We start from the raw sequence: 24,539 nt of genomic DNA, 5'->3' as shown, positions 1-24,539 counted from the left end.
CATGCCGGCGGCGGCGCACCCGGATGTGCCGCGATGACGCGTGCGGATCGGGTGCTCGCGCTGCTGTGTCCCGACTGGTCCGCGGTGGCGGCGGCCGCTGGGGCCGGGGTGGCGGCGGATCGCCCGGTGGCGGTCCTGCGCGGGAGCAGGGTGGTGTCGTGTTCGGCGCTCGCCCGTCTCGAGGGCGTGCGGGTCGGGCTGAATCGCCGGGAAGCGCAGTCGCGGTGCCCTGATCTGCTTGTCGCCCAAGATGATCCGGATCGCGATGCCCGGCTGTTCGAACCGGTGGTCGCGGGCGTCGACGCGACCGTTCCCGGCGTCGAAGTCCTGCGCCCCGGCCTGCTCGTCCTCGGCACGCGCGGCGCCACCCGCTTCTTCGGCTCCGAGGAAGCGGCGGCGGTGCGGCTCATCGACGCCGTCGCGGCGGCGGGCGCCGAGGCGCAGATCGGCATCGCCGACGCCATGTCCACGGCGGTGCTGGCGGCCCGGCGGGCCGCGATCGTGCGGGCGGGCGAGGGCGCGAGCTATCTGGCGCCGCTGCCGGTGGCCGAGCTGGCCGCCGAACCGGCGCTGGCCCCGCCCGAGCGCGCCGACCTGGTAGACCTGTTGCACCGCTTGGGTTTACGCCGCGTCGGTGACTTCGCCCGGCTCACCCCCGCCGAGGTCGCCTCCCGTTTCGGCGCCGACGCGGTGCAGGCCCACCGCCTCGCCCGCGCCCTGCCGGAACGTCCGCCCTCGGCCCGGCAGGCGGCGCCGGAGCTGGCCGTCGACCTGGACTGCGACCCGCCGATCGACCGGGTCGACGCGGCCGCCTTCGCCGGTCGCGCCCTGGCGACCCGGCTGCACACCGCGCTCACCGCGGCGGGCGTCGCCTGTACCCGGCTGGCCGTCACCGCGCGCACCGAGGCGGGCGAGGAACTCTCGCGCATCTGGCGCTGCGCCCGCCCGCTCACCCCGCCCGACACCGCCGACCGCATCCGCTGGCAGCTCGACGGCTGGCTCACCCACCGCGACCGCCCCACCGCGCCGATCGTCGCGCTGCGCCTGGAGCCGGTGGAGGTGGTCGCCGCGGGCGCGCTGCAGCTGGGTCTGTGGGGCGGGGAGGGGGAGGAGACCGAGCGGGCCCGCCGCGCCCTGGTCCGGGTGCAGGGTCTGCTCGGCGGCGAGGCGGTGCGGGTGGGGGTGCTCAGTGGTGGGCGCGGTCCCGCCGAACGCATCACCATGATCGCCCTCGGTGACGAGCTCACCCCCGCCGCCGACCCCGCTCAGCCCTGGCCGGGTCGCCTGCCCGAACCCGCCCCGACCCTGCTGCTCCTGCACCGGCCCACTGTCGAATTGACGGCCGCCGACGGCGTCCCCGTCGAGGTCACCGCGCGCGGCCTGTTCACCGCCGACCCCCTCCGCCTGCGCTGGGGCAGCAAGCAGTGGGCCCTGCTCGGCTGGGCCGGTCCGTGGCCGGTCGACGAACGCTGGTGGACCACGACCGACCCGGCCACCCCCGTCGCCCGCGCCCAGGTGCAGTTGGACGCCGCGCCCACCGAGATCCGGGTGGTCCTGCTCGTCTACGACGCCGACTCCTGGCACGCCGAGGGGGTCTACGAGTGAGTCCGCCGCGCACGAGATGAGTCCGGCGCGCTCGAAGCGGCCGAGCGGCGGTCGGTGCCCGACCTGGCGCGCGTCGGGACCGCCGTGTGTGCACGGTGATCCACCAGGACCACGGCAGCGGCCGGATCACAATGCGCCCGCGTCGCCGGTCTGCTGATCGACGCAGGGGAGTATCGCGGCACAGCCGAACACAGGGTGCCCTTACCGCTCGGCCCACACACGGCTCTAGAGTGAAATGACGCCTGGTCCGGATGGCCCGGCGATGCGGTCGCGGAAGGAGCTGTCATGAACCCGTTCGAGGGCATGGGCTGCTCGGCGGCCGCCGTCGACCTGCCGATGCTCGGCACCGCGGCGCACGTGCCCGGCTGGCTGTGCGTCGAGCACCCCGGCGCCTGGGGTCGCGACGTGATCGGTGACGAGGTGCTCGGCCCGGAGATCACCGCCGAACTGGCCGCACGGACGACGGCCGCTCAGGTGCGTCCCACGCTGATCCGCCGCCCCGGCCGCAACGAGTTCACCGGGAAACGCACTGTCCTGCTGGCCTCGTCCCGCCCGGAGGGCTCGTGGTGCGAGCGCTTCGAGATCACCGACCTGCGCGAACTGTTCGACATCGACCTGCGCCTCGTCGACGGTCCCGCGCCGGGAATCGGTGCGCGCGTGGACGACCCGGTGGTCCTGGTTTGCGCGCACGGCAAGCGCGACCAGTGCTGCGCCCTGCTCGGCCGCCCCATCGCCGCCGCGCTGGCCGCCGACAACCCCGGCCGGGTCTGGGAGGCCACCCACACCGGCGGCCACCGCTTCGCGCCCGCCGTGGTCCTGCTTCCGTCGGGCCTGACCTACGGCCGGGTCGACGTGCCCGCCGCCCGCACCCTGCTCGCCGCCGCGGATCAGGGCGAGGTGTCCATGACCGGCCTGCGCGGCCGCGGCTGCTACGACCCGATCGGGCAGGTGGCCGAAATCGCCGTGCGCGAACAACTCCCGCCCCTCGCGCTCGACGACCTCACGGTCACTCCCGCCCAGGCGCCCGCCGAGGACGCGACGCTGGCCGGCGCAGCTCTCGTCACCCATCGCGACGGCCGCCGCTGGCATGTCACGGTCCGCACCGTCGCGGCACCGCCGCGCCAAGCCAGCTGCGGTGGCCCGGCCAAACCGGTCACCTATCTGGAACCCGCCGCGGTGGAACAACTCTCCGCGGCGGCCGCCGTCCAGGCCGGCTGCCCGTCGGCCTGATCCGCGACTGCGACCTGGGTCCCGCCTCGCCGTCGCCCGCACCCGCCCCCGAGACGACTCGATGCGAGGGCTTGTCGGGAGCGCCTCAGCGGCTGATCACCAATGCGTGCCCGGCACCCAGCGGGCCGCGCGGCGCAGGGCGCTGCCGGTGGCCTTCCGTGCCGCCGACTTGGGCCTCGGCGCGGGCGCGTCGGTCGCTTCCACGACCACCGGCTCGACCGATTCGCCCTTGGCCGCAGGGGAATCCGGTAGCGCGCGGTAGTAGCGGTGCAGCACGCGGTCACGCAGCTTCGGGGTGATGATGCCGCCGTACTCGGCGAGGGTGCCGACGGGGACATCGATGCGCTTGGGCCGTTCGCTGAGCGCCCGGACGATGGTGGCCGCGGCCCATTCCGGCGATTCGGAGGGCCCCTGATCACCGCTCGGGGTGATCATCGGCGTGCGCACCAGGGGCATGTGGATGGTGGTGAAAGTGACTCCGTTGGCGAGGGTTTCGATGGCGGCGACCTCGGTGAACTTGTCCAGCGCCGCCTTGGAGGCGAGATAGGCGGCGAAGCGCGGGGTGGCGATCTGTACCCCGGCACTGGAGATGTTGACGATGTGGCCGAAGCCGCGCTCGCGCATCTGCGGCAGCAGCGCCAGCGTCATCCGCACCGCGCCGAAGTAGTTGACCGCCATGGTGCGTTCGAAGTCGTGCATGCGGTCGGTGGAGCGGTGGATGGCGCGCCGGATCGAGCGGCCCGCGTTGTTCACCAGCATGTCCACGTGGCCGTGCTGATCGAGGATCGTCTCGACGGTCGACTCGACGGACTCGGCGTCGGTGACATCGCACTGGTAGCCGTGCGCGCGCCCACCCGCGGCGCCGATCTCGGCGACCACCTCGGCCAGTTCGTCGCCGCGGCGGGCCAGCAGGAATACGACGGCGCCTTTGTCGGCGGCCGCCAGCGCGGCGGCCCGCCCGATTCCGGACGACGCGCCGGTGATCACGACATGCCGGTCGGTGAGATCGCGCCGCCGCCGACGGTTCGGTGTGCCGGGAGAAACCTGGGACATCACTGCTCCTTTGCAGCTCGTTGCCTCGAACTTACTCCAAAGTAAGTTCCGGGACCAGGTCTGGCGAAAAACTCGAAAATATGTTCGAACACCTCTCGCCATTGTTCGAACGTATGTGCGATACTTGTGCCCATGGCGGACGATCGGATGGCGGATATCTATGCCGCGGTGCGGCTCGGCGGTATCGACCCTGACGCTGCGCGCGCGGCGCTGACCAGGCTCTGGGACGAGATAGGGGAAGGCGGCGACGCGTTGCATCGCTGCGTGATCGCACATCACCTCGCTGATGTGCAGGAGCTACCCGAGGGCGCGTTGCTCTGGGATCAGCGGGCGCTGGCCGCGGTGTTCGGGCCGGGCGTCCCGCTGGACGAGGGGCTGCGCGGATTCCTGCCCTCGCTGTATCTGAACCTGGCCGACAGTCACCGGCGGGTCGGTGACTTCGAGATGGCGCGGATGCAGCTGGCCATCGCGCGCGGGCACCTGGACGTGCTCGCCAACGATGCCTACGGCGCGGTGATCCGGTCGGGCCTCGGCCATGTGGAGGCCGCGCTGGAGTCGCGGTCGATGGAGCGTTTGCCCGCGAGTTGAGGGGTCGGGCAACCGCGATCGAGTGGGAGGTGACGGGGCAGGGAGAGGAGTTGGCGCGTGGGCTGAGCAACGGTCCGCCGACCTGGTCGGAACTGGAGCGGGTGCTCTCGGGCAAGCCGAGTCGCCGCCCCGCCGAGGAGATGCATCCCGGCGACGGCGGTGACAGCCCCGCTTGGTCGCGCAAACGCGGGGCGTACGAGGCGGATTCGATCGAGCGACCCGCCGCGACCGTGCCCTTCGCCGAGTTGCACGCCCACTCCGCCTACAGCTTCCTCGACGGCGCGAGCCAGCCGGAGGAGCTGGTGGAGGAGGCGGTGCGGCTGGGTCTGGAGGCGCTCGCGCTCACCGACCACAACGGGTTCTACGGGACCGTCCGGTTCGCCGAGGCGGCCAGGGAATGGGGAATACCAACGGTTTTCGGTGCCGAACTGTCACTGGGAACCGATGCGGAGGCGGCGCCGGGCCGAGGGGATGCGGTCCGGCGCCGTACTGTTCCCCGGGGCGGCAGGCGCCCCCTCGGCGACCCGGCGATATCCGAGGGCGCCAACGGACATGTGCGGGCACCGGATTCGCTGCCGCGCACGGGATCCGCCGATCCAGGGGGACCACATCTGTTGCTCCTCGCCCGTGGTCAGGAGGGCTACCGCAGGCTGTCGCGGGAGATGGCGGCCGCGCACATGGCGGCGGGGGAGAAGGGCATCCTGCGCTACGACCTCGACACGCTCACCGCCGCTGCGGGCGGGCACTGGCATGTCCTCACCGGCTGCCGCAAGGGTCACCTGCGTTCCGCGCTGGAACTCGACCTGCGCGCCGGCGACACGACACTGCCGAAAGCCGAAGCGGCCCTGCGTGAGCTGGTCGAACGCTTCGGCGACGACCGGGTGAGCGTGGAGCTCACCCATCACGGCATCGCCACCGACGACGAGCGCAATGCCCATCTCGTCGCGCTGGCCGACCGGCTCGGCCTGCCCGTGCTCGCCACCACCGGCGCGCATTTCGCCTCGCCCGCCCAGCGGCGCAGGGCCATGGCGCTGGCCGCGATCCGGGCCAGGAGCAGCCTCGACGAGATGGCGGGCTGGTTGCCGTCCACCGGTGGCGCGCACCTGCGCTCGGGCGCGGAGATGGCGCGGCTGTTCGCCGCGCATCCGCGGGCCGTGGCGAACGCGGTGGAGCTGGCCCGCGCATGCGCCTTCGACCTGCGGTTGATCGCGCCGAAACTGCCCCCGTTCGAGGTGCCGTCCGGCCACGACGAGGACTCCTGGCTCCGCCACCTCAGCTACGAGGGGGCCGCCAGGCGCTACGGCCCCCGCGAGACGAACCCGAGGGCGTACGCGCAGATCGAGCACGAGCTCGCGGTGATCGAGCGGATGGAGTTCCCCGGCTACTTCCTCGTCGTGCACGACATCGTCGAGTTCTGCAAGCGCAACGGCATCCTGTGCCAGGGCCGTGGTTCGGCCGCCAACTCCGCGGTCTGCTACGCCATCGGCATCACCAATGTCGATCCGGTGGGCAACAACCTGCTGTTCGAACGCTTCCTGTCCACCGAACGCGACGGGCCGCCCGACATCGATATCGACATCGAATCCGATCGCCGCGAGGAGGCCATCCAGCACGTCTACGGCAAGTACGGCCGCGACTACGCCGCCCAGGTGGCGAACGTGATCACCTATCGCGGCAAGTCCTCGGTGCGCGATGCCGCACGGGCGCTGGGCTTTTCACCCGGCCAGCAGGACGCGTGGAGCAAACAGGTGAGCCGCTGGTCGGGGGTGGCCGCCGAGACCGGCACCGACATTCCCGCGCCGGTGCTCGAACTCGCGGGCGAGCTCGACGGTCTGCCACGGCATCTGGGCATCCACTCCGGCGGCATGGTGATCTGTGATCGGCCGATCGCGGACGTGTGCCCGGTGGAGTGGGCGCGGATGGCGGGTCGCAGCGTGCTGCAGTGGGACAAGGACGACTGCGCCGCGGTCGGTCTGGTGAAATTCGACCTGCTCGGCCTCGGCATGCTCTCGGCGCTGCGCTACATGATCGAGCTGGTCCACGAGCACAAGGGCGAGAAGGTCGAACTGCACGCGCTCGATCTCGCCGAACCGGCCGTCTACGAGATGCTGCAGCGCGCCGATTCGATCGGGGTGTTCCAGGTGGAGTCGCGCGCGCAGATGGCCACCCTGCCCCGGTTGAAGCCGCGGGAGTTCTACGACCTGGTGGTGGAGGTGGCGCTGATCCGGCCCGGGCCCATCCAGGGCGGTTCGGTGCACCCGTACATCCGCAGGCGCAACGGCAAGGAGGCGCCGGTCTGTGACCATCCGGCGCTGGAGAATTCGCTCGCCCGCACCCTCGGCATCCCGCTGTTCCAGGAGCAGCTGATGCAGATGGCCATCGACGTCGCCGGCTTCAGCGCCGCCGAGGCCGACCAGCTGCGCCGCGCCATGGGTTCCAAGCGGTCACCGGAGAAGATGGAACGGCTCAAGGGCCGCCTCTACCAGGGCATGCGTGACCTGCACGGGATCACCGGCGCGCTGGCCGACCGCATCTACGAGAAGCTCTACGCCTTCGCCAATTTCGGTTTCCCCGAAAGTCATTCGCAGAGCTTCGCCTCGATCGTGTTCTACTCCTCGTGGTTCAAGCTGCACCATCCCGCCGCGTTCTGCGCCGGGCTCCTGCGCGCCCAGCCGATGGGCTTCTACTCGCCGCAGTCGCTGGTCGCCGACGCGCGCAGGCACGGCGTGCGGGTGCACGGTCCCGACATCAACGCCAGCCGGGCCGAACCCACCCTGGAGAACGCCGGGACCGAGGTCCGGCTCGGCCTCGCCGCCGTCCGGCACATCGGCGACGACCTCGCCGAACGCCTCGTCGCCGAGCGCGCCGAGCACGGCCCCTACACCTCGATGCTCGACCTCACCGGTCGCGTGGGATTGTCTGTCGCCCAAGCGGAATCGCTGGCCACGGCGGGTGCGCTCGACGGGCTGGTCGATGCCGAGCCGGGCGGGCACGCGGCAGCCCGGCTCCTACCGGATGCGCCGGTGAAGCCGTCCGCTGTGGCCGAGGCCGGACAGAGTGGTGCCGACCGGGCGGCGCGCGGGAGCAGTGTGCGCAGGGCCGCGTTGTGGGCGGCGGGCGCGGCGGCGGGGGAGCGTCCCGAGCTGCTGCCCGGCACCGGCGCGGTGACCGCGGCCCCGTCCCTGCCCGGCATGAGCGCGCTCGAGCTCGCCGCCGCCGACGTGTGGGCCACCGGCGTCTCACCCGGCAGCTATCCCACCGAATTCCTTCGTGCGCACCTGGATTCGCTGGGCGTGGTGCCCGCCGCCGACCTGCTGCTCGTCGAGGACGGCACCCGCATCCTGGTCGCGGGCGCCGTCACCCACCGGCAACGTCCCGCCACCGCCGCCGGCGTCACCTTCCTCAACCTGGAGGACGAGACCGGCATGGTCAACGTCGTCTGCTCGGTGGGCCTGTGGACCCGCTACCGCCGCCTCGCCCAGACCGCCACCGCCCTGCTCGTGCGCGGCCGCCTGCAGAACGCCGAAGGCGCCGCCAGCCTCCTCGCCGACCACCTCGCCCCCCTCGACCTCACCATCGTCGCCCGCTCCCGCGACTTCCGCTGACGCGCAGCCGAATCGGCGCCGAACAGCCTGTCCGGCACCGGCAGAGCCGAGTACCGTGGACCTCGGGGCGGGGGGCAGAAGTCGAACGATGACCGCTCCGGTCGCCTCGGGAATCGGGGGGCGCTGTGCGGCGGCTGATCACGCGACGGGACCGGTGCACGGTCGCGCTGGGGACGATCGCGGTCTCGTTGCCCTCGATGGTGCTGAGCGGCTGGCTGCTCGCGACGGTCGCCGGGTATCCGGGGCGATGGGTGGCGGTCACGGTGACCGCGTTGTGGCTGCTGTGTGGTGTGCTCGTGCAGTGGCTGGGGGTGCTGCTCGCGACGGTCGCGCGGCACGGCACCCCGGTCGATCCCGAGTCGCCGGCGGGCCGGGCGTGGGCGGAGGTCGCGCGGGCGGCCGGGATCGACGCATCCGGCTTTCAGGTCTGGATCAGTGAATCGGACCGAGTGCACGGGTTCGCCACGGCCGGCGGGCATCTCGTCGTCACGCGGGCCGCCGTCGACGCGCTCACCGGCCCGCAGCTCGCGGCATTGCTGGCCCACGAGCTGGGACACCAGGTGCTGGCATCGCATCGGCTGGTGCTGCTGACCCGCTGGTATCGGTGGCCCGTGGACGGGCTGCTGTCCACCTCCACGTGGGCGATCTACCTCGTGCTCGGCCTGTTGCGCCCGGACCCGGTACTGACCGACGCTCGGTTCCGCGCGGGAACGCTGGGATTTCTGGTCGGTTCGCTGACGGTGTTCGTGCCGATGGTCGCGGCCTTCGCGTGCTGGGTGGCGCTGGTCGGCGCCGGTCTCGTCTTCCTGCTCGGGGTTCCCGGCGCGGCCTGCGCCGCGCTGCTGCTCATCGCGCAGGAATTCGCCAGGCCCGCGTTGTCGCGGTGGGTGGAGTCACGCGCGGACGACACGGCGGTCGACCTCGGCTACGGCCGCGCCTTCCTCGGCGTACTGATCCAGCTCGCGCACCAGGACCAGGAGGTGGAGCCGACGCTCCAGCTGTCGCGCCGGCTCGGCACCCACCCCACCGTCGACGCCCGCATGAGCCGGGTGCACCTGCGCGAAGCGCGCCGCCGCCGCGAGCTCACCGAGCGCACCCGGCCGCCATGACCCCCGCCGACGGCGACGTCGGCACGGCACGCCGTGCGCGATGGGTGGTACCATATATGGCATGATCAAGACGACCGTGTACCTCCCCGAGGAGTTGGAGGTCCGGCTCGATGCCGAAGCTGCCGCGACCGGCGTCAGCAAGGCGGAACTCATCCGACGGGGGATCGCGATGCTGCTCGACGCTTCCGAGGTGCCGAAGAACGACGCGCCGCTGCCGGTGTTCCGTAGCGGCCGGGCCCGCACCGTCGAGGAGATGGATCAGTCCATCTACGACCACATCAAGTCCCGGTCCGAGCGCCGATGATCATCGTCGCCGACACCTCGGCCCTGTTCGCCGCGTTCGACGCCGATCAGCCCGAACACGACCGCGCGGCCGCGGTCATGGCGACCGAGACCCTGGTGATCTCGCCGCTGGTGTTGACCGAGCTGGATCATCTCGTGCACCGCGATCTCGGTTTCGACGCGGCGATGCAGGTCACCGAGGCCTTGATGGCGCGCATGCTCGACGGCCGGTACCGGCTCGCCGAACTCAAGCACGTCGATCTCGCTGCGGCGCAGACCATTCGGGCCAAGTACGAAGGTTTGCGGCTCGACCTCGCCGACGCGGTCGGCGTCGCCCTGGCCGACAAGTACCGCACCGACTGCATCTTCACGCTCGATCAGCGGGACTTCCGGGTGATCGAACCGCTCACGCCTGGTGTCGCCGCGTTCCGGATACTGCCCGCCGATCTGTAGTCGGCGGCTACGCCCGCCGACGGCCTCGGCGCATTACGCTGCGACCATGCGCAAGCTTGCGGTGGTGTTGATCGGGGTGCTCGGCCTGTTGTTCCTGGCCGGGTGTGGGGACGACGCGGGGGAGACGAGCGCCGACCAGGCGTCCTCGCCAACGGTCTCCGGGCCCGCGGCGGCCGTCGCGCCCGGGTTCCGGGAGGGCGCGCCGGCGAAAGAGAGTCCGGCGCCGCAGGATTCGGCGAACCGGAAAGAGGTGATCACCGGGTCGGTCGACATCACCGCCGACGATCCGATCGGCGCCGCGGCCACCGTCGCCGAGCAGGTGCGCGCCCTGGACGGCCGCATCGACAGCCGGACCGAACAGCCGGGCACCGACAAGCGCACGCCGCGCGCGGTGCTCAGCGTGCGGGTGCCCGCCGACAAGACCGATGCCTTCATCACCGGGTTGGGCGGCGTCGGCAGCGTCACCAAGGTGAGCACCAACCGCGACGACGTCACCATGCAGTGGGAGGACCTCGACGCCCGCATCCGCGCCCTGCAGGCCTCCGTCGACCGGCTGCGCGCGCTCATGGCCAACGCGGCCAACACCGCCGACCTCATCGACGCCGAGGAGGCGCTGTCGAGCAGGCAGGGCGAACTCGACAGCCTGACCGCGCAGAAGCGCTCCCTCGACGACCAGGTCGCGCTGTCCACGCTCACCATCACGCTCACCGCCGACGACAAGAACGCCCCCGGTGACCCGGACAACTTCTGGGACGGCATCGTCGCGGGCTGGAACTCGCTCGTCGACTGGCTCCAGGACGCGATCGTCTTCGTGGGCAAGGCGATTCCGTGGCTCGCCTTCCTCGCCGTCCTCGGCGGAGTGGGCTGGCTGGTCCTGCGCGCGGTGCTGCGCCGCCGCCGTCCCGTCACGGCGCCGACCACCTCGACGAAGAAGGGGCCCAGCGGTGCCGACGGTACGGGCGACGATCAAACCGAACAGCCGTAAAGGCCCGCTGGTCGAGACCGCCGAGGACGGCACCCTCACCCTCTACGTGCGCGCCCCCGCCGTCGAGGGCAAGGCCAACAAGGCCGCCGCCGAACTCCTCGCCGCCCATTTCGGCGTCCCCAAATCCGCCGTCCGCCTGACCGCGGGCGCCACCTCCCGCTTCAAACGCTTCGACATCGACGCCTGAATTCCGCTACTCCCCGCCGGGGAAGCCGAGTTGGCGCCAGGCCTCGTAGACCGAGACCGCGGCGGCGTTGGAGAGGTTCATCGAGCGGCGGCCGGGCAGCATCGGGATGCGGATCTGGTCGGTGATCCGGGGGTCGGTGAGGACCTCGGCGGGCAGGCCCGTGGGTTCGGTGCCGAACAGCAGGGCGTCGTTGTCGCGGTAGGCGATGTCGGTGTAGCGGGTGCTCGCCTGGGTGGTGAAGGCGAACACCCGGCCCGGGTCGATGGCCGCGAACGCCGTCGCGAGGTCGGGGTGCACGGTCACCACCGCGAGGTCGTGATAGTCCAGTCCGGCGCGGCGCAGCTTCGATTCCGACAGGTCGAAACCCAGCGGCTCGATCAGATGCAACGCGCACCCGGTCCCCGCCGCCAACCGGATCGCGTTGCCGGTGTTGGGCGGGATCACCGGGTTGTGAAAGATCAGGTGCAGCACAGCGCACCACTCTGTCATGCCGGGGTGGCGCGGCTGACGCCGAGATCGGACTCGGGCCGCCCGCTCGGTGCCGGCGTCTGGAACAATCGGGGCCGTGAACAAGGCGGAGACGACCGGGAAGCATCGGGTCGTGCGGATGACGGCGGGTGAGCAGTACCTGCGCAGTCACCTGCCGATGACCGTGGTGAGCGCGCTGATCCTGGTCGCGATCGTGTTCGTCGCCTGGGATCGGTGGCGCCGTGGTGCGATCATCTTCGGCAGCGCGGCCCTGGTGGCCGCCGCCTTCCGGCTGTGTCTGCCGACGGTCCAGGTGGGCCTGCTGGCCGTGCGCAGCAAGCCCTTCGACGTGGCCACCCTGACCGCCCTCGGCAGCGCCATCGTCTTCCTGGCCGTCACCATCAACACCCTCGGCGTCAGTTGAGATAGCGCTCGGCGAACACCGTCAGCTCGCGCGGCCTGCGGCCCGGGTGCGGCGGAACCGCGACACCGTGGCCGACGGTGACCATGACCGCGATGGCCAGATCCGCGTCGGCGTCGATGCCTATCGCGTGCTTCACCAGCTCGGCGTCCCACCCGTTCATCGGCGCCGAGGCCAGCCCGAGGCCGGTCGCGGCGAGCATCACGTAGGTGGCGGCGATCATGGCGTTCTTCACGGCGTTCTCGCGCAGCAGCCCGCGCTCGCGCAGTGCGTGATACTCGGCGCGCGAGTCGAACATCGCCCGGAACTCCGCGTTCCAGGCGCCGCTCGCCGAGGCCTGCTCGGCGATGTCGGCGTTGGCCGCCGCCCAGGCCGCCGGGTCGGCGACGAAGACGAGGACGGCGGGCGCCTCCAGCGGTTGGGGTTGCCCGAAGGCGGCCTCCGACAGCGCTTTCCGGCCCTCGTCGCTGGTCACCACGACGATGGAACGGTCCTGCATGTTCCAGGCGCTCGGTGCCTGCACGGCGAGGTCGAGCAGTTCGTCGAGCAGCGCGGGGTCGAGCGGTTCGGGGCGGTAGTGGCGGACGGTGCGGCGGGTGCGGATGGCTTCGGCGACCGAAAGTGTCTGTGTGCTCATGATTCCTACTATCGGAGAGTCGCTCTCCATTGGGAAGTAGGCACCTGAAAGTGCGTTAGAATCAGCGAGGTGTCCACCATTCACGAAGCCAGTGGCCTGCCCGCCGATGTCTACTCGGCGAAATGTCCCACCCGCGAGGTCCTCGACCACATCGCGGGCAAGTGGACGGTCCTGATCGTCGACGCGCTGGCCGACGGCACTCTGCGCTACACCGACCTGCGCCGCCGCATCGAGGGCATCTCACAGAAGATGCTCACGCAGACGTTGCGGCAGCTCGAGACCGACGGATTCGTGGCGCGCACGGTGTATCCCACCGTGCCGCCGCGCGTGGAGTACACCCTCACCGAGCTCGGGCACAGTCTGCGTGAGCCGATCGCGGCGCTGCGGGAATGGATCGAGACCAATATCAACCGGATCGACGAGGCCAGGCGCGCGGCCGCGTCCTGATCCGGCGTGGGTGAAAGGCCGGCCACGGCATCGTCGGCGTGACCGGTCTCGCGCGATGCCCTTGTCCGTCAGGCGGATTCGGCGATCGCGGGCTGTTCCCACAGGCTGCGAGTGCCCTGGCTGCCGTAGAGCTCACGCGCCCGCTGCGGCGTGATCGTCTCCAGCTTCTGCGGCGGTGCGGCGTCGGCGTGGGCGGCGAAGATCGCGCCCGTCATCGGGGCGATGAACGGGGCTGCCTTGATGATGGCCCAGTTGTCGCGGCGGGCGGCGGTCCAGGCGATCACCTTCGCCGGGATCCGGACCAGCGGATCGACGACGCGCGGCACGGCGAAGCGCCCGAGCCTGCGCATCCACATCGGCAGGGTCGGAATGCTGGCCAGCGAGAGCAGCCTGCTGCCGATCGCGAAGTGCCAGCCCTTGCTCGGTGGCGTCCACATCAGGTAATGCATGCCCTCGATCGCCCGCTCGGAGGCGCACAGCCGGGGGCGCACCCGCTCGAAGTAGGCGCGCACCTCGGCACGGTTTCGCGGCACGTCGGCGGGTTTGCAGGTCTGCAATTCGGCGGCGATCGCGCACTCGGCCCAGAAGCGGTCCTCCTCCTCGGGGCTCAGCGGACCCGGCCCGTACACCTCGTAGCACTTGAGCACCGAATGCCAGCCGGTGATGTGGATCCACAGCTGGGTGTCGGGGCTGTTGGCGCTGTAGCGCTTGCCGCTGATCGGCTCGATGCCGGTCATCGGCGCGTGCACCCTCATCAGGTGCTCGGCGGCCTGGATGGCGGTGCGGCCGTCGCCGACCGCGACCAGCACGAAGTAGGCGAGGGTGTGGTCGAGGCGAGTCGCCGGGTTGTCGTAGATCCCCCGTGAGTCGGCCACCGCGGCCGTCAGAAACGGGTCGAAGTGCTCGAGGCTGACCGCGCGCTGGAACCCGATCAGCGAGGTGGGCGACGTCCACACCTTCCAGCTGGGGGAGTCCGGTCCGAAGAAGCCGTAATCGTCGCGGCGCAGGGTGGACGGGTCGAAAGCCATTGCACGTGCTCCTTTGCAGTGCCGAGGCGAACCTCGCAGGTGAATACAACGCCACCGTAGCAATTGCGCGCAGTGAATACAACGGCTGCGTAGGAATAGTGTGATGGGGCCGGGTATCGTCTGGTGGACGAAGGAGGTGTCCGGTGACCGCGACGCGAGAGCAACGACCGCGGCGCCGCTATGCCCAGCGCCTGCCCCCGGAGGAACGCCGCGCGCAACTGCTCGACGCCGCGTTCACCGTCCTGGGCCGGATGGAACTGCACGAGCTGAGCATGGAAGCGGTCGCGCAGGCAGCCGGCGTGGGAAAACCGGTGCTGTACACCGTGTTCAAGACCCGCGCCGAACTCGTCGAAGCCCTGCTCGAACGTGAGCGCGAACGTGGCCTGGAACAGATCGCCGACACTCTGCCGGAGAATCTGCTCGACACCGATCCGGTGGCCGCGGCCTCGGCGACCGTGGAGGCGTTCGTCGGTGTGGCACTGGCGAATCCGACGCGCTGGCGGCTGATCCTGGCGACCCCGGCCAGCGCCCCGGACGAATACCGGGCCGCCCTGCGCGCGGGCCGCGACGAGATCCTGGCCCGCGCGGAATCCCTTGTCCGCGTCGGCATCGCGATGTCACCGCGCTGGTCGGGAATGGACGCGCAACTACTCGCGAACTCGACCCTCACCGTCGCCGAGATGCTCGGCAGGCTCGCGGTGAGCGAGCCGCAGGAGTACCCGAAGGAACGGCTCCAGGACTACGTGCGCTCGATCGTCACCCTGCTGACGAGCTGAACCCGTCAGCGGTTCTCGCGCGCGAGACGCATGGTCTCGGTGAGCAGCTTGGCCACCGCGGCCGCCTCGGTGAGGAAGCCGTCGTGGCCGTCGCGCGAATGCACGATCTCGAGACCGGCGCAGCCGGGCAGCCCCTCGGCCAGCTCGGCCTGGGTGTGCAGCGGGTACAGCCGATCGGAGTCGACGCCGCCGACCACGCACGGGACGGGCGTCGAGGCCAGCGCGGCGGCGACACCGCCGCGCCCGCGGCCCACGTCGTGCCGGTTCATGGCCTCGCTGAGCAGCACGTAGGTGGCCGGGTCGAAGCGCTGGCACAGCTTCTCGGCCTGGTGCTCGAGGTAGCTCTGCACCGCGTAGCGGCCGCCGGTCCACGGATCCTCGTCGCCCTGGGCCTGATTGGTGAAGCGGTGGTCGAGCTCGCCTTCGGTGCGGTAGGTCAGGTGCGCGATCCGGCGGGCCAGGCCCATGCCGGTCATCGGCGCGCGACCGGTGCCGTGGTAGTCGCCACCGAGCCAGTCGGGGTCGGCGGTGATGACGGCCATCTGGGTGGTCTGGGTGCCGATCTGATCGGCGGTGGCCCTGGCGCCGACGGCGAGCACCAGCGCGGCCGCGACCCGCTCGTGCTGCCCGATCATCCACTCCAGCACCCGCATGCCGCCCATCGAGCCGCCGACCACGGCGGCCAGCCGCTCGATCCCGAGCAGATCGAGCAGCTGCGCCTCGGCGGCGACCTGGTCGCGGATGGTCAGGTCGGGGAAGCGGGAACCCCACGGCGCGCCGTCGGGCGCGAGCGAGGACGGTCCGGTGCTGCCGCGACAGCCGCCGAGCACGTTCGTCGCGATCACACACCACTCGTCGGTGTCGACCGGGGCGCCGGGACCGACCATCCCCTCCCACCAGCCGGGGGCGGTGTTGTCGGCGCTCGCGATGACCTGCGAGTCACCGGTGAGCGCGTGCTCGACCAGCACCACGTTGTCGAGCGTGGGCGAGGGCTCGCCCCAGCGTTGCACCGCCAGCCGCACATCGGGGACCACGGCGCCGTTCTCCAGCGCCACATCCCCGATGGCGACCACGCCGAGTCGCCCGTCCGGCGGCGGCAGCAGGGCCACCCCGGTCGCGGGACGGGCGATCGGCGATTCGGTGCTCACAGTCACGTGTTCGCCGCCGCGAATCCGGCCCGCAGATCGGCCAGGATGTCGTCGATTCCCTCGATGCCCACGGCGAGCCGGACCAGCCCCGGGGTGACGCCGGAGGCCAGCTGCTCCTCGGGCGTCAACTGCGAGTGCGTGGTCGACGCCGGGTGAATCACGAGAGAACGCACATCACCGATGTTAGCGACATGGCTGTGGAGGCTGAGAGCGTCCACGAACTTCTTGCCCGCGTCGACGCCGCCGGCCAGTTCGAACGAGACGATCGCGCCCGCGCCCTTGGGGGCGAGCTGCTTGGCCCGCGCGTGCCAGGGCGAGGTCTCGAGGCCCGCGTAGTACACGGCGTCGACACCCGGCTGCTCGGCGACGAACTTCGCGACCGCCTCGGCGTTGGCCACGTGCCGCTCGATCCGCAGGCTCAGCGTCTCGATGCCCTGGGCGATGAGGAACGCGTTGAACGGCGACACCGCCGCGCCCAGGTCGCGCAGCAGCTGCACGCGGGCCTTCAGCGCGAAGGCGGGCGCGCCCAGGTCGGCGAAGACCGCGCCGTGGTAGCTGGGATCGGGCTCGGTGAAGCCGGGGAAGCGGGCGTTGCCCTCGGCGTCGCGCACGGTCCAGTCGAAGGTGCCGCCGTCGACGATCGCGCCGGCCACCGCCGCGCCGTGGCCGCCCAGGTACTTCGTCGCCGAGTGCACGACGATGTCGGCGCCGTGGGCCAGCGGCTGGATCAGGTACGGGGTCGCGACGGTGTTGTCCACGATCAGCGGCAGGCCGGCGGCGTGAGCGACCTCGGCGATGCCGGGGATGTCGAACACGGCGCTGCTCGGGTTGGCGATGGTCTCGCCGAAGAAGGCCTTGGTGTTGGGCCGGACGGCGGCGCGCCACTGCTCGAGGTCGTCGGGGTCCTCGACGAAGGACACCTCGATGCCGAGCTTGGGCAGCGAGTAGTGGAACAGGTTGTACGTGCCGCCGTAGAGGTGCGGGCTGGACACGATGTGGTCACCGGCGCCCGCCAGGTTCAGGATCGCGTAGGTCTCGGCGGCCTGGCCCGAGGCCAGCAGCAGCGCCGCGACGCCGCCCTCGAGCGCGGCGATGCGCTGCTCGACCGCGTCCTGCGTCGGGTTCATGATCCGGGTGTAGATGTTGCCCGGCTCGGCCAGCCCGAACAGCGCGGCGGCGTGATCGGTGTCGCGGAAGGTGTAGGAGGTGGTCTGGTAGATCGGCAGCGCCCGCGCGTTGGTGCTCGCGTCGGGGGCCTGGCCCGCGTGGATCTGCTTGGTCTCGAACGACCAGTTCTCGGGCAGGGCGGAATCGGACATGGCTACATGCTCCAGGGGTTGTGCGTCGGTGGGTTCAGCTGGGGCGGATCGACGGACAACAACACATGGGGGCCTCCTGCGAATGCGCGCTTGCTCCCGACCTTCGAGAGCCCGGTCATCACCCGGAGCACCCCACCGCAGCTGGAGGGTTGCCGACCAGCGAGCCGGGGCTTGACGCTGGTACTCATGACCTTGCCGTCATGGTAACCGGACAGCCCGCCCACACGGAAACTTCCCACCGAAACGTCGCCTGGATCACTTCTCGGCCGGTGTGCCGGGCCCGGCGTGTCGGCACGGGCGCATGCGTCCCGACATCGGCCGATCGGGGTGCGGCCCGGCCGCAAATCGTTCGCAAGCGGGTGCCAATCGGAGGCGGTCAGGCTCGGCGCATGACGATCGAATACGCCCCGGAATCCACCACCACAACCGTCGCGGCGCCGCCTCGCCGTGACCGTGCCCGCGCGGTGACCCTCGCCGTCGGCGCACTGCTGTGGGCCGTGGGCAATCTGCTGCATCCGCTCGAACACTCCGAGGACGCCGTGCACGCGCCGACCTGGGCGGCCGCGCACCTCACCTTCGCCGTCGGCGCCGTGCTGATGGCGGTGGGTCTGCCCGCGCTGGTCCGCGCGATCCGCCGCCCGGACGGCGGCTGGGCGAGCCGGATGCTCACCCTCGCGCACGGACTGCTGTTCGCCGGGCTGGCCGTGGCGATCCCGATCGGCGCCTATCACGAGGTGTTCGTGAGCACCGGTGTCGACCACCACACCGCCGACGAGATCGCCGAGGCGTCCGCCGCCGTGCTCGCGCCGCTGTCGCTGGCGCTGCTGCTCGGTTTCGTGCTGCTGGCGGTGTACGCGCTGCTCCGGCCCGCCGGGGTGTTCGGGCGGTGGTCGGGTGTGCTGATCATCGCGGGCACGCTGTCGATGACGGTCGCGGCGATGATGCCCGGTGTGCTGCCCGGCGCCGAGGGTTGGTGGATCATCCCCGGCACGGTCGCCCAGGGTCTCGCGATCGGCGTCGCGGGGGTGCGTATCGCCCGGTAAATTGACCGTATCGAACAGGAAGGACCGTACGGCGGCGCGACCGCCGTACGCATCGATGTGCTCGGCCCGCTGCGGGTCGAGGTGGGCGAGCGGCCCGCCGATCTGGGTGGGCCGCGTCAGCGCGCGCTGCTGGCCAGGCTGGTGCTGGCCGGCGGCGAGGTGGTGTCCACCGACCGGCTGATCGAGGACCTGTGGGCGGGCGACCCGCCGCCCAAGGCACTGGGTGCGCTCCAAGCACACATCTCCTACCTGCGCCGCGCCGTCGAACCCGCGCGCCCACCGCGCGCGCCCGCCACCGTCCTGGTCTCCGAGGCGCCCGGCTACGCTCTGCGCCTCGATCCCGCGGCGGTCGACGCCTGGCGTTTCGAGCGGCTGCTCGCCGAGGGCGACCCGGACGACCACGCGCGCCGATACCAGCGGCTCGGGACGGCGCTGGCCTGCTGGCACGGCGAGCCGTACGCGCCCTTCGCCACCGCGCACTGGGTGCTCGCGGAAGCCGCCCGCCTGCACGAACTCCGCCGCGTCGCCGTCGAGGGCCGCGCCGAATCGGCACTGGCCCTCGGCCGCCCCGACGAGGCCTTCGCGCTGCTGCACCGCCACGTCACCGACCATCCCGACCGGGAGAACGCCGCCCGCCTCCTCGCCCTCGCCCAGTACCGCCTCGGCCGCCAGCTCGACGCCCTCGCCACCCTCCGCGCCCTGCGCACCTACCTCGACACCGAATTCGGCGTCCGCCCCAGCCCGGCCCTGAGCGCCCTCGAAACGGCCATCCTCACCCACGCCCCGGAACTGGACCAGCGGGTGGGATCGGACCGTGCGGACGATGCAGCCCCCTTCCCCGATCGGGTCGACACGGGCGCACCTGGTCAACCGGTCCCGCGGTCGGACCCGGAGGCCGATACCGCGCCCGAAACGGTCGCCGAGCCCACGCTGGTGGTCGGCTACGCCTCCGAACGCGCCGCCCTCGTCGCCGAGACCGCGGAGGTGGTCGCGCACAAGCGGGCGCGGGTGGTGTGGCTGGAAGGCGAAGCGGGCGCGGGCAAGTCGACACAGGTCGACGTGCTGGCCGGGGAGCTGGCCGCCGACGGATGGACGGTGGCGAGCGCGTCGTGTCCCGAGGTCGACGGCGCCCCCGCCGCCTGGGCCTGGGTTCATCTGCTGGATGCCCTCGATCCGACCTGGTTGTCTGCGATGGGGGACGAGTCTGCCCGGACACCGGTCCAGGCGGGGCCGTTCGCCATCGCGCGGGCGGTCGCGGAGGTGTGTGGGCGGCGGCTGGACGACGGTCCGTTGCTGGTGGTGCTCGAGGACGTGCATCGGGCCGACAGCGCGACCCTGCAGATTCTGCGGCAGGTGGTGGCGTGGTTGACGCGGCGGCCGCTGCTGGTGCTGGTCACCGCGCGGGGCTCGGAGACCGACGCGGGGGTGCGGGCCACCGCCGCGGCCCTGGCGGGGTCGACCGGTCGGCGGCTGGAGCTGGGTGGGCTCGACGGCGCGGCGGTGCGCGCGGTCGCGGAGCGCGCCGGGCTGACGTCCCTCGACGACGACACGGTCGAGTGGCTGCGCGCGCGGACCGCGGGCAACCCGCTGTTCGTCCGCGAGGTCGCCACGCTCGCGGCGGCGGTGGGCGATCTGCGCGCGGTGCCCGAGGGAGTGCGTGCCGTCCTGCACCGCCGCATCGCTCGCCTGCCCGCGGGCGCCGCCCGCGCCCTGCGACTGGCCGCCGTCTGGGGCGACGACATCGACTTCGACACCCTGCTCGCCCTGACCGCCGAACCCGAGGACACCCTCATCGATCTGGTCGACACCGTCACGGTCGCCGGTCTCGTGCGCGTCGACACCGATCGGATCACCTTCGCCCACGCTCTGATCCGCGACGCGGTCTACGGCGACATCCCCACCCTGCGCCGCGCCCGCCTGCACTGGTCGGCCCTGGAATTCCTCGAAAGCAGAACCTTTCCCACCCGGCCCCCGTCCCGCCCGGGCGCGGATCACGCGCACGGCGCCGCCGAACCCGGCCTCGATTCCGGCCCGATGCCGATCGGCGCCGAATCCGCCACCGACCTCGCCGCCGTCGACACGGTCGTCCTCGATGCCATGGCCCACCATGCCATCGCGGGCGCGGTCACCTCGACGGCCGATCACGCCCTGCGCTACGTCCTCGCGGCCGCCCGCCGCCGCACCGCCCGCCGTGCCCACCAGGACGCCGAACCACTGTGGCGCGCTGCCCTCGAACTGCACGCCCGCGCCGGCCACGACAGCCCCACGGCCACCCGCCCCGACCGCCTGGCCGCCCTCGCCACCCGCTGCGCTCTCATCAACGCCCTCGCTTACGGCGGCAACGACGACCAGGCCCGCCGCCTACGCGCCGAATCCCTGACCATCGCCCGCGCACTGATGCCCGCCGACAGCAGCGCGAGACCAAGCGAGGGCGGCGCGGCCGGTGATGATGTGCGGGCAAGCCACGATGCCGGTGCGCCCATCACCCGCCGAGATCCTGCCGCCTCGCCCGGTGACCACTCCGGCCTCGGCCGGTCCGCCGTGCCGGAGGCGGGCCGGGCGTCCACCGCGGACTCCCGGATCGCCGTGGACCCCGTCGTCGCGGTTCTCACCTGCTGGCGCGCACCCACGATCTGGACCAGCCGGGACCGTGGTCTGCCCGACTCCGACATGGCGGCCGATCTCGCGGCCGCGCTGGACCGTACGACCGCGCCGGATCTGCGCGTCCGGCTGCTGGTCACCACCGTGTTCGCGGTGGAGGGGTTCGACAATCCGCGCGCCTTCGCCTGCTCCGCCGAGGCCGTGCGTACCGCGCGCGAGTTCGGCGAGCCCGAACTGCTGTGCGCCGCGCTCAATGCCAGGGCCTTCGTCGCCCTCGGCCCCGACCTGTGGTCGGAACGCGCCGACCTGGCCGACGAACTGCTGCGCGTGGCAACGGCGGCAAGCCTGCCCGAGTATCAGGCCGTCGCGCACTTCCTGCGCTTCCTGGTCGCTTCGGGCGCGGGCAGGCTCGTCGACGCGCGGTCGGAGATCGCGCGGGCACTGGACTGCGCGGAGGGTGGACAGCTCGGCCCGCTGCTGGTCGTCGCCACCGCGCACCTGGCCGTCCTCGCGGTGCTGCGCGGCGACCTCACCACCGCCGAGGCGATCGACACCGACCTCAGCGCGAAGATGATCGCCGCGGGCAACGCCAACGGCGCCCAGCTGGTCCTGCTGGCCCAGATGATGACCGGATGGGCCCGCGGCGACCTCAGCCCGGGCCTGGACGGCTACGCCCAGCTGTACGCGGCCGCGCCGTACGCCATCAGCTACGTGTACGCCCTGGCCCTGCTCGACGCGGGCGACATCGAGCGAGCGGCCACCGTGCTCGACGCGGGCACCGAGGTGCTGCGCGACTACTACTGGGGCGCGATGTCGGCGTTCGAGGCCAGGGTGGTCGCCCGAATCGGCACCGTCGCAGCCGCCGCGCGGCTCTACCGCGACCTGCTCCCCAGAGCGGGCACCATCGCGGGCATGGATTCCGGCTCGGTCGCCTTCGGCCCCGTCGACACCGTCCTGGCCGAACTGGCCGACCGGCTGGGTGACCACGTCGCCGCAGCCCAGCACCGCGCCGCCGCCGAGCGAGTCCTCGCCAACCTGTCCACCGAGCTGGCGGCCCTCGACCACACCGGCGCGACACTCACCTGACCGGCCCAGCCGTCGCTCGCGCCCCGATCCGGCGGCCCTTCCCGCTCCCCTCGCGTGGGCGCCTGCCCGTGAGCGATCCGGCGGCCCCGCCCGCTCCCCACGCGTTGGGGCCCGTGATCCAGCAGCGGCCCCGCCTGTCCCCTCTCGCGTCGCGGGCCTGCCCGTGAGCCAGCGGGACCAGCCCGCGTGGCCGCCGGCACAACCCTCAGCCACCCGCCAGCGCCCGCTCCCGCCTGCGATGCCGCACCCCGAACACCGAGAGCATCGCGCGCACCGGCAGACCGCCTTCGCGCAGCACCTCGGCACGTTCGGCGGGTGTGCAGACCGCCATCATCCGTGGCAGTTCGAAGCGCAGTACCGCGCCACCGCGGGCGGCCGCCTCGACCTGGCCCCAGCGTGCGGGGCTGAGGTACTCGGTGACGATGGGGAACACGGTCCGCTCCTCGTCGGTGATGTGCTCGTCGAGCACGGTGTGCAGGCAGGTCAACCGGTCGGCGAGGTGCGCGGCCGCCCCGGCCCGGCCGGCGACGAGGTCGGCGCAGGCGGCCCTGATCCCGGCCAGCATCGGGTCGAGCTGGGCGTGGTCGTCGGTGAGTTCACGCAGGTCCACCGCGTCGCCCGCGGCGGCGGCGAGCATGGGCCAGAGGACCTCGTCCTCGACCCGGTGGTGATGGTGGATGGAGTCGCACAGCAGCCCGAGATAGCCGGCGACCGCGCGCGCTCGGCGCGGCGGGCACGGCCCACCGGCGAGTTCGCGGGCGAGGGTGGCGAAGCGGGCGGTGTCGGCGAGCATGGCGCGGTGGGCCAGCCGGATACCGAGCAGGTTCGGAGTCGGAGGTATGTCGGTCACCTCCCGAGGGTGTGCCCGCTCACTTGCGACCCGTTTGCCATCCGCTGCCTGCGGGTTCCGTCATTACTCGCGAGTACGCGGAGCGGGTGTGGCGGCGGTGTCCGGGCGGGGTAACTTCGTGGAGTCCCGCACAGCGGGCCCTCCCGTCGCGGTGAGGGCGGGGGCAGCAGTACGCTCGTCTTGTTTGCACCACACGTCCCGCAGACAACGCGGGGCATATACGTTGTCTGTTGGAACAGCTGGGGTCCGCTCACAAGCGTGTTCGCCTGGCCGTGCAATGAGGGCACCATCCTAGGAGGACACGAAGATCCATGTCCAAGATCAAGGTTGAAGGTACCGTCGTAGAACTCGACGGCGACGAGATGACCCGGATCATCTGGCAGTTCATCAAGGACAAGCTGATCCACCCGTATCTCGACGTGAACCTCGAGTACTACGACCTCGGCATCGAGTACCGCGACAAGACGGACGACCAGGTCACCGTCGACGCCGCGAACGCCATCAAGAAGCACGGCGTGGGCGTGAAGTGCGCCACCATCACCCCCGACGAAGCGCGGGTGAAGGAGTTCAGCCTCAAGAAGATGTGGCGCTCGCCCAACGGCACCATCCGAAACATCCTGGGTGGCACCATCTTCCGCGCGCCGATCATCATCTCCAACGTGCCGCGCCTGGTGCCCGGCTGGACCAAGCCGATCATCATCGGCCGTCACGCGTTCGGCGACCAGTACCGCGCCACCGACTTCAAGGTCTACGAGGCGGGCACCGTCACGCTGACCTTCACGCCGGAGGACGGCAGCGAGCCGATCGTGCACGAGGTCGTGAAGATGCCCGAGGACGGCGGCGTCGTCATGGGCATGTACAACTTCAAGAAGTCCATCGAGGACTTCGCGCGGGCCTCGTTCAACTACGGCCTGCAGCAGAACTACCCGGTGTACCTCTCCACGAAGAACACCATCCTCAAGGCCTACGACGGCATGTTCAAGGACACCTTCCAGGAAGTCTTCGACGCCGAGTTCAAGGCCGAGTTCGACGCGGCGGGCCTCACCTACGAGCACCGTCTCATCGACGACATGGTCGCCTCCTCCATGAAGTGGGAGGGCGGCTACGTCTGGGCGTGCAAGAACTACGACGGCGACGTGCAGTCCGACACCGTGGCGCAGGGCTTCGGCTCGCTGGGCCTGATGACCTCGGTGCTGCTCACCCCGGACGGCCGCACCTGTGAGGCCGAGGCCGCGCACGGCACCGTCACCCGGCACTACCGCCAGCACCAGCAGGGCAAGCCGACCTCGACCAACCCGATCGCGTCGATCTTCGCCTGGACCCGCGGTCTCGAGCACCGGGGCAAGCTGGACAACACCCCCGAGGTGATCGGCTTCGCGCAGGCGCTGGAAGACGTCGTCATCAAGACCGTCGAAGGCGGCCAGATGACCAAGGATCTGGCGCTGCTCGTCGGCGGCGACCAGGGCTACCTGAGCACCGAGGAGTTCCTCGGCGCCCTGGACGTCAACCTGGCCCGCGCCCTGAAGCGCTAGCACCACCCCTCCCGACACCCGGCCGCCCGGCGCGCGATCCGCGCCCCGGCCGACGGCGAGGCAGATATCCCGACCCGGTGAGTCAC

Annotated in this window: 22 protein-coding genes and 1 riboswitch; of the genes, 15 read left to right on the top strand and 7 right to left on the bottom strand. The window is 71.5% G+C overall.

Annotated elements, in window-relative coordinates:
• Window positions 1-33: 33 nt before the first annotated feature.
• A complete protein-coding gene (locus DFR69_RS09205) occupies window positions 34-1,605 on the top strand; it encodes a DNA polymerase Y family protein (protein ID WP_110037067.1) in 1,572 nt (523 codons plus the stop codon).
• Window positions 1,606-1,890: 285 nt separating this feature from the next.
• On the top strand, window positions 1,891-2,835 hold the full coding sequence (locus DFR69_RS09200; protein ID WP_110037066.1) for a sucrase ferredoxin: 945 nt from the start codon (window positions 1,891-1,893) through the stop codon (window positions 2,833-2,835).
• Between the two features lie 96 nt (window positions 2,836-2,931).
• Here the strand turns inward: DFR69_RS09200 and DFR69_RS09195 are convergent, their stop codons facing one another.
• Window positions 2,932-3,888, bottom strand: coding sequence for an SDR family NAD(P)-dependent oxidoreductase (locus tag DFR69_RS09195; RefSeq protein ID WP_110037065.1), 957 nt, complete (start codon window positions 3,886-3,888; stop codon window positions 2,932-2,934).
• Window positions 3,889-4,020: 132 nt separating this feature from the next.
• Here DFR69_RS09195 and DFR69_RS09190 point away from each other — a divergent pair, with 132 nt between their 5' ends.
• From DFR69_RS09190 to DFR69_RS09160, 7 genes are all read left to right on the top strand, one after another.
• Complete coding sequence (locus DFR69_RS09190; RefSeq protein WP_110037064.1) at window positions 4,021-4,476, top strand: hypothetical protein; 456 nt, start codon at window positions 4,021-4,023, stop codon at window positions 4,474-4,476.
• A gap of 29 nt (window positions 4,477-4,505) precedes the next feature.
• The gene (locus tag DFR69_RS09185) at window positions 4,506-8,081 is read left to right on the top strand and encodes an error-prone DNA polymerase (RefSeq protein WP_244198173.1); all 3,576 of its coding nucleotides are present in this window, start codon (window positions 4,506-4,508) and stop codon (window positions 8,079-8,081) included.
• 125 nt (window positions 8,082-8,206) lie between these two features.
• On the top strand, window positions 8,207-9,190 hold the full coding sequence (locus tag DFR69_RS09180) for a M48 family metalloprotease (RefSeq protein WP_110037063.1): 984 nt from the start codon (window positions 8,207-8,209) through the stop codon (window positions 9,188-9,190).
• A gap of 61 nt (window positions 9,191-9,251) precedes the next feature.
• Entirely contained in the window at window positions 9,252-9,494 is a 243-nt protein-coding gene (locus tag DFR69_RS09175; RefSeq protein WP_110037062.1) for a ribbon-helix-helix domain-containing protein, read from the top strand.
• A complete protein-coding gene (locus DFR69_RS09170; RefSeq protein ID WP_110037061.1) occupies window positions 9,491-9,925 on the top strand; it encodes a type II toxin-antitoxin system VapC family toxin in 435 nt (144 codons plus the stop codon). The genes DFR69_RS09175 and DFR69_RS09170 overlap by 4 nt, the downstream gene beginning before the upstream one ends.
• A 46-nt stretch (window positions 9,926-9,971) precedes the next feature.
• Window positions 9,972-10,910: a DUF4349 domain-containing protein gene (locus tag DFR69_RS09165; RefSeq protein ID WP_110037060.1), complete on the top strand. Its 939-nt coding sequence runs from the start codon at window positions 9,972-9,974 to the stop codon at window positions 10,908-10,910.
• Window positions 10,870-11,097: a DUF167 domain-containing protein gene (locus tag DFR69_RS09160; RefSeq protein WP_110037059.1), complete on the top strand. Its 228-nt coding sequence runs from the start codon at window positions 10,870-10,872 to the stop codon at window positions 11,095-11,097. Before DFR69_RS09165 ends, DFR69_RS09160 begins: the two co-directional genes overlap by 41 nt.
• A 6-nt stretch (window positions 11,098-11,103) precedes the next feature.
• Here the strand turns inward: DFR69_RS09160 and DFR69_RS09155 are convergent, their stop codons facing one another.
• Window positions 11,104-11,586: a tRNA (cytidine(34)-2'-O)-methyltransferase gene (locus tag DFR69_RS09155; RefSeq protein ID WP_167456202.1), complete on the bottom strand. Its 483-nt coding sequence runs from the start codon at window positions 11,584-11,586 to the stop codon at window positions 11,104-11,106.
• Between the two features lie 118 nt (window positions 11,587-11,704).
• Between DFR69_RS09155 and DFR69_RS09150 the strand changes: the two genes are divergently transcribed.
• Window positions 11,705-11,989, top strand: coding sequence for a DUF3017 domain-containing protein (locus DFR69_RS09150; protein WP_110037522.1), 285 nt, complete (start codon window positions 11,705-11,707; stop codon window positions 11,987-11,989).
• On the opposite strand, the gene DFR69_RS09145 is transcribed toward DFR69_RS09150, so the two are convergent.
• The gene (locus tag DFR69_RS09145) at window positions 11,982-12,623 is read right to left on the bottom strand and encodes a nitroreductase family protein (protein ID WP_110037058.1); all 642 of its coding nucleotides are present in this window, start codon (window positions 12,621-12,623) and stop codon (window positions 11,982-11,984) included. The genes DFR69_RS09150 and DFR69_RS09145 overlap by 8 nt on opposite strands.
• A 69-nt stretch (window positions 12,624-12,692) precedes the next feature.
• Here DFR69_RS09145 and DFR69_RS09140 point away from each other — a divergent pair, with 69 nt between their 5' ends.
• Complete coding sequence (locus DFR69_RS09140) at window positions 12,693-13,070, top strand: winged helix-turn-helix transcriptional regulator (RefSeq protein ID WP_110037057.1); 378 nt, start codon at window positions 12,693-12,695, stop codon at window positions 13,068-13,070.
• A 68-nt stretch (window positions 13,071-13,138) separates the two neighbouring features.
• Here the strand turns inward: DFR69_RS09140 and DFR69_RS09135 are convergent, their stop codons facing one another.
• Complete coding sequence (locus tag DFR69_RS09135; protein WP_110037056.1) at window positions 13,139-14,098, bottom strand: oxygenase MpaB family protein; 960 nt, start codon at window positions 14,096-14,098, stop codon at window positions 13,139-13,141.
• Between the two features lie 143 nt (window positions 14,099-14,241).
• On the opposite strand from DFR69_RS09135, the gene DFR69_RS09130 reads away from it, so the two are divergent.
• Window positions 14,242-14,874: a TetR/AcrR family transcriptional regulator gene (locus DFR69_RS09130; protein WP_110037055.1), complete on the top strand. Its 633-nt coding sequence runs from the start codon at window positions 14,242-14,244 to the stop codon at window positions 14,872-14,874.
• 5 nt (window positions 14,875-14,879) lie between these two features.
• On the opposite strand, the gene metX is transcribed toward DFR69_RS09130, so the two are convergent.
• The gene (gene metX / locus DFR69_RS09125) at window positions 14,880-16,028 is read right to left on the bottom strand and encodes a homoserine O-acetyltransferase MetX (RefSeq protein ID WP_110037054.1); all 1,149 of its coding nucleotides are present in this window, start codon (window positions 16,026-16,028) and stop codon (window positions 14,880-14,882) included.
• Window positions 16,025-17,341 carry a bifunctional o-acetylhomoserine/o-acetylserine sulfhydrylase gene (locus tag DFR69_RS09120; protein WP_110037053.1) on the bottom strand — a complete coding sequence of 439 codons (1,317 nt, stop codon included), beginning with the start codon at window positions 17,339-17,341 and terminating at the stop codon, window positions 16,025-16,027. Before DFR69_RS09120 ends, metX begins: the two co-directional genes overlap by 4 nt.
• Window positions 17,342-17,422: 81 nt before the next feature.
• Window positions 17,423-17,533: riboswitch (SAM riboswitch) on the bottom strand.
• A gap of 197 nt (window positions 17,534-17,730) precedes the next feature.
• Between DFR69_RS09120 and DFR69_RS09115 the strand changes: the two genes are divergently transcribed.
• Window positions 17,731-18,384, top strand: a complete 654-nt coding sequence (locus DFR69_RS09115) for a hypothetical protein (protein WP_110037052.1) — start codon at window positions 17,731-17,733, stop codon at window positions 18,382-18,384.
• 57 nt (window positions 18,385-18,441) lie between these two features.
• Window positions 18,442-22,071, top strand: coding sequence for an ATP-binding protein (locus DFR69_RS09110; protein WP_110037051.1), 3,630 nt, complete (start codon window positions 18,442-18,444; stop codon window positions 22,069-22,071).
• Window positions 22,072-22,276: 205 nt separating this feature from the next.
• Here DFR69_RS09110 and DFR69_RS09105 read toward each other — a convergent pair whose 3' ends face one another.
• The gene (locus tag DFR69_RS09105; RefSeq protein WP_244198172.1) at window positions 22,277-22,921 is read right to left on the bottom strand and encodes a hemerythrin domain-containing protein; all 645 of its coding nucleotides are present in this window, start codon (window positions 22,919-22,921) and stop codon (window positions 22,277-22,279) included.
• A 311-nt stretch (window positions 22,922-23,232) separates the two neighbouring features.
• On the opposite strand from DFR69_RS09105, the gene DFR69_RS09100 reads away from it, so the two are divergent.
• Complete coding sequence (locus tag DFR69_RS09100; RefSeq protein WP_110037050.1) at window positions 23,233-24,453, top strand: NADP-dependent isocitrate dehydrogenase; 1,221 nt, start codon at window positions 23,233-23,235, stop codon at window positions 24,451-24,453.
• The last annotated feature ends 86 nt before the right edge of the window (window positions 24,454-24,539 follow it).

Source organism: Nocardia neocaledoniensis, assembly GCF_003182135.1.
Classification (GTDB): domain Bacteria; phylum Actinomycetota; class Actinomycetes; order Mycobacteriales; family Mycobacteriaceae; genus Nocardia; species Nocardia neocaledoniensis.
The sequence above is the reverse complement of the archived record's forward strand: the minus strand, read 5'-3'. Positions and strand labels throughout refer to the sequence as shown.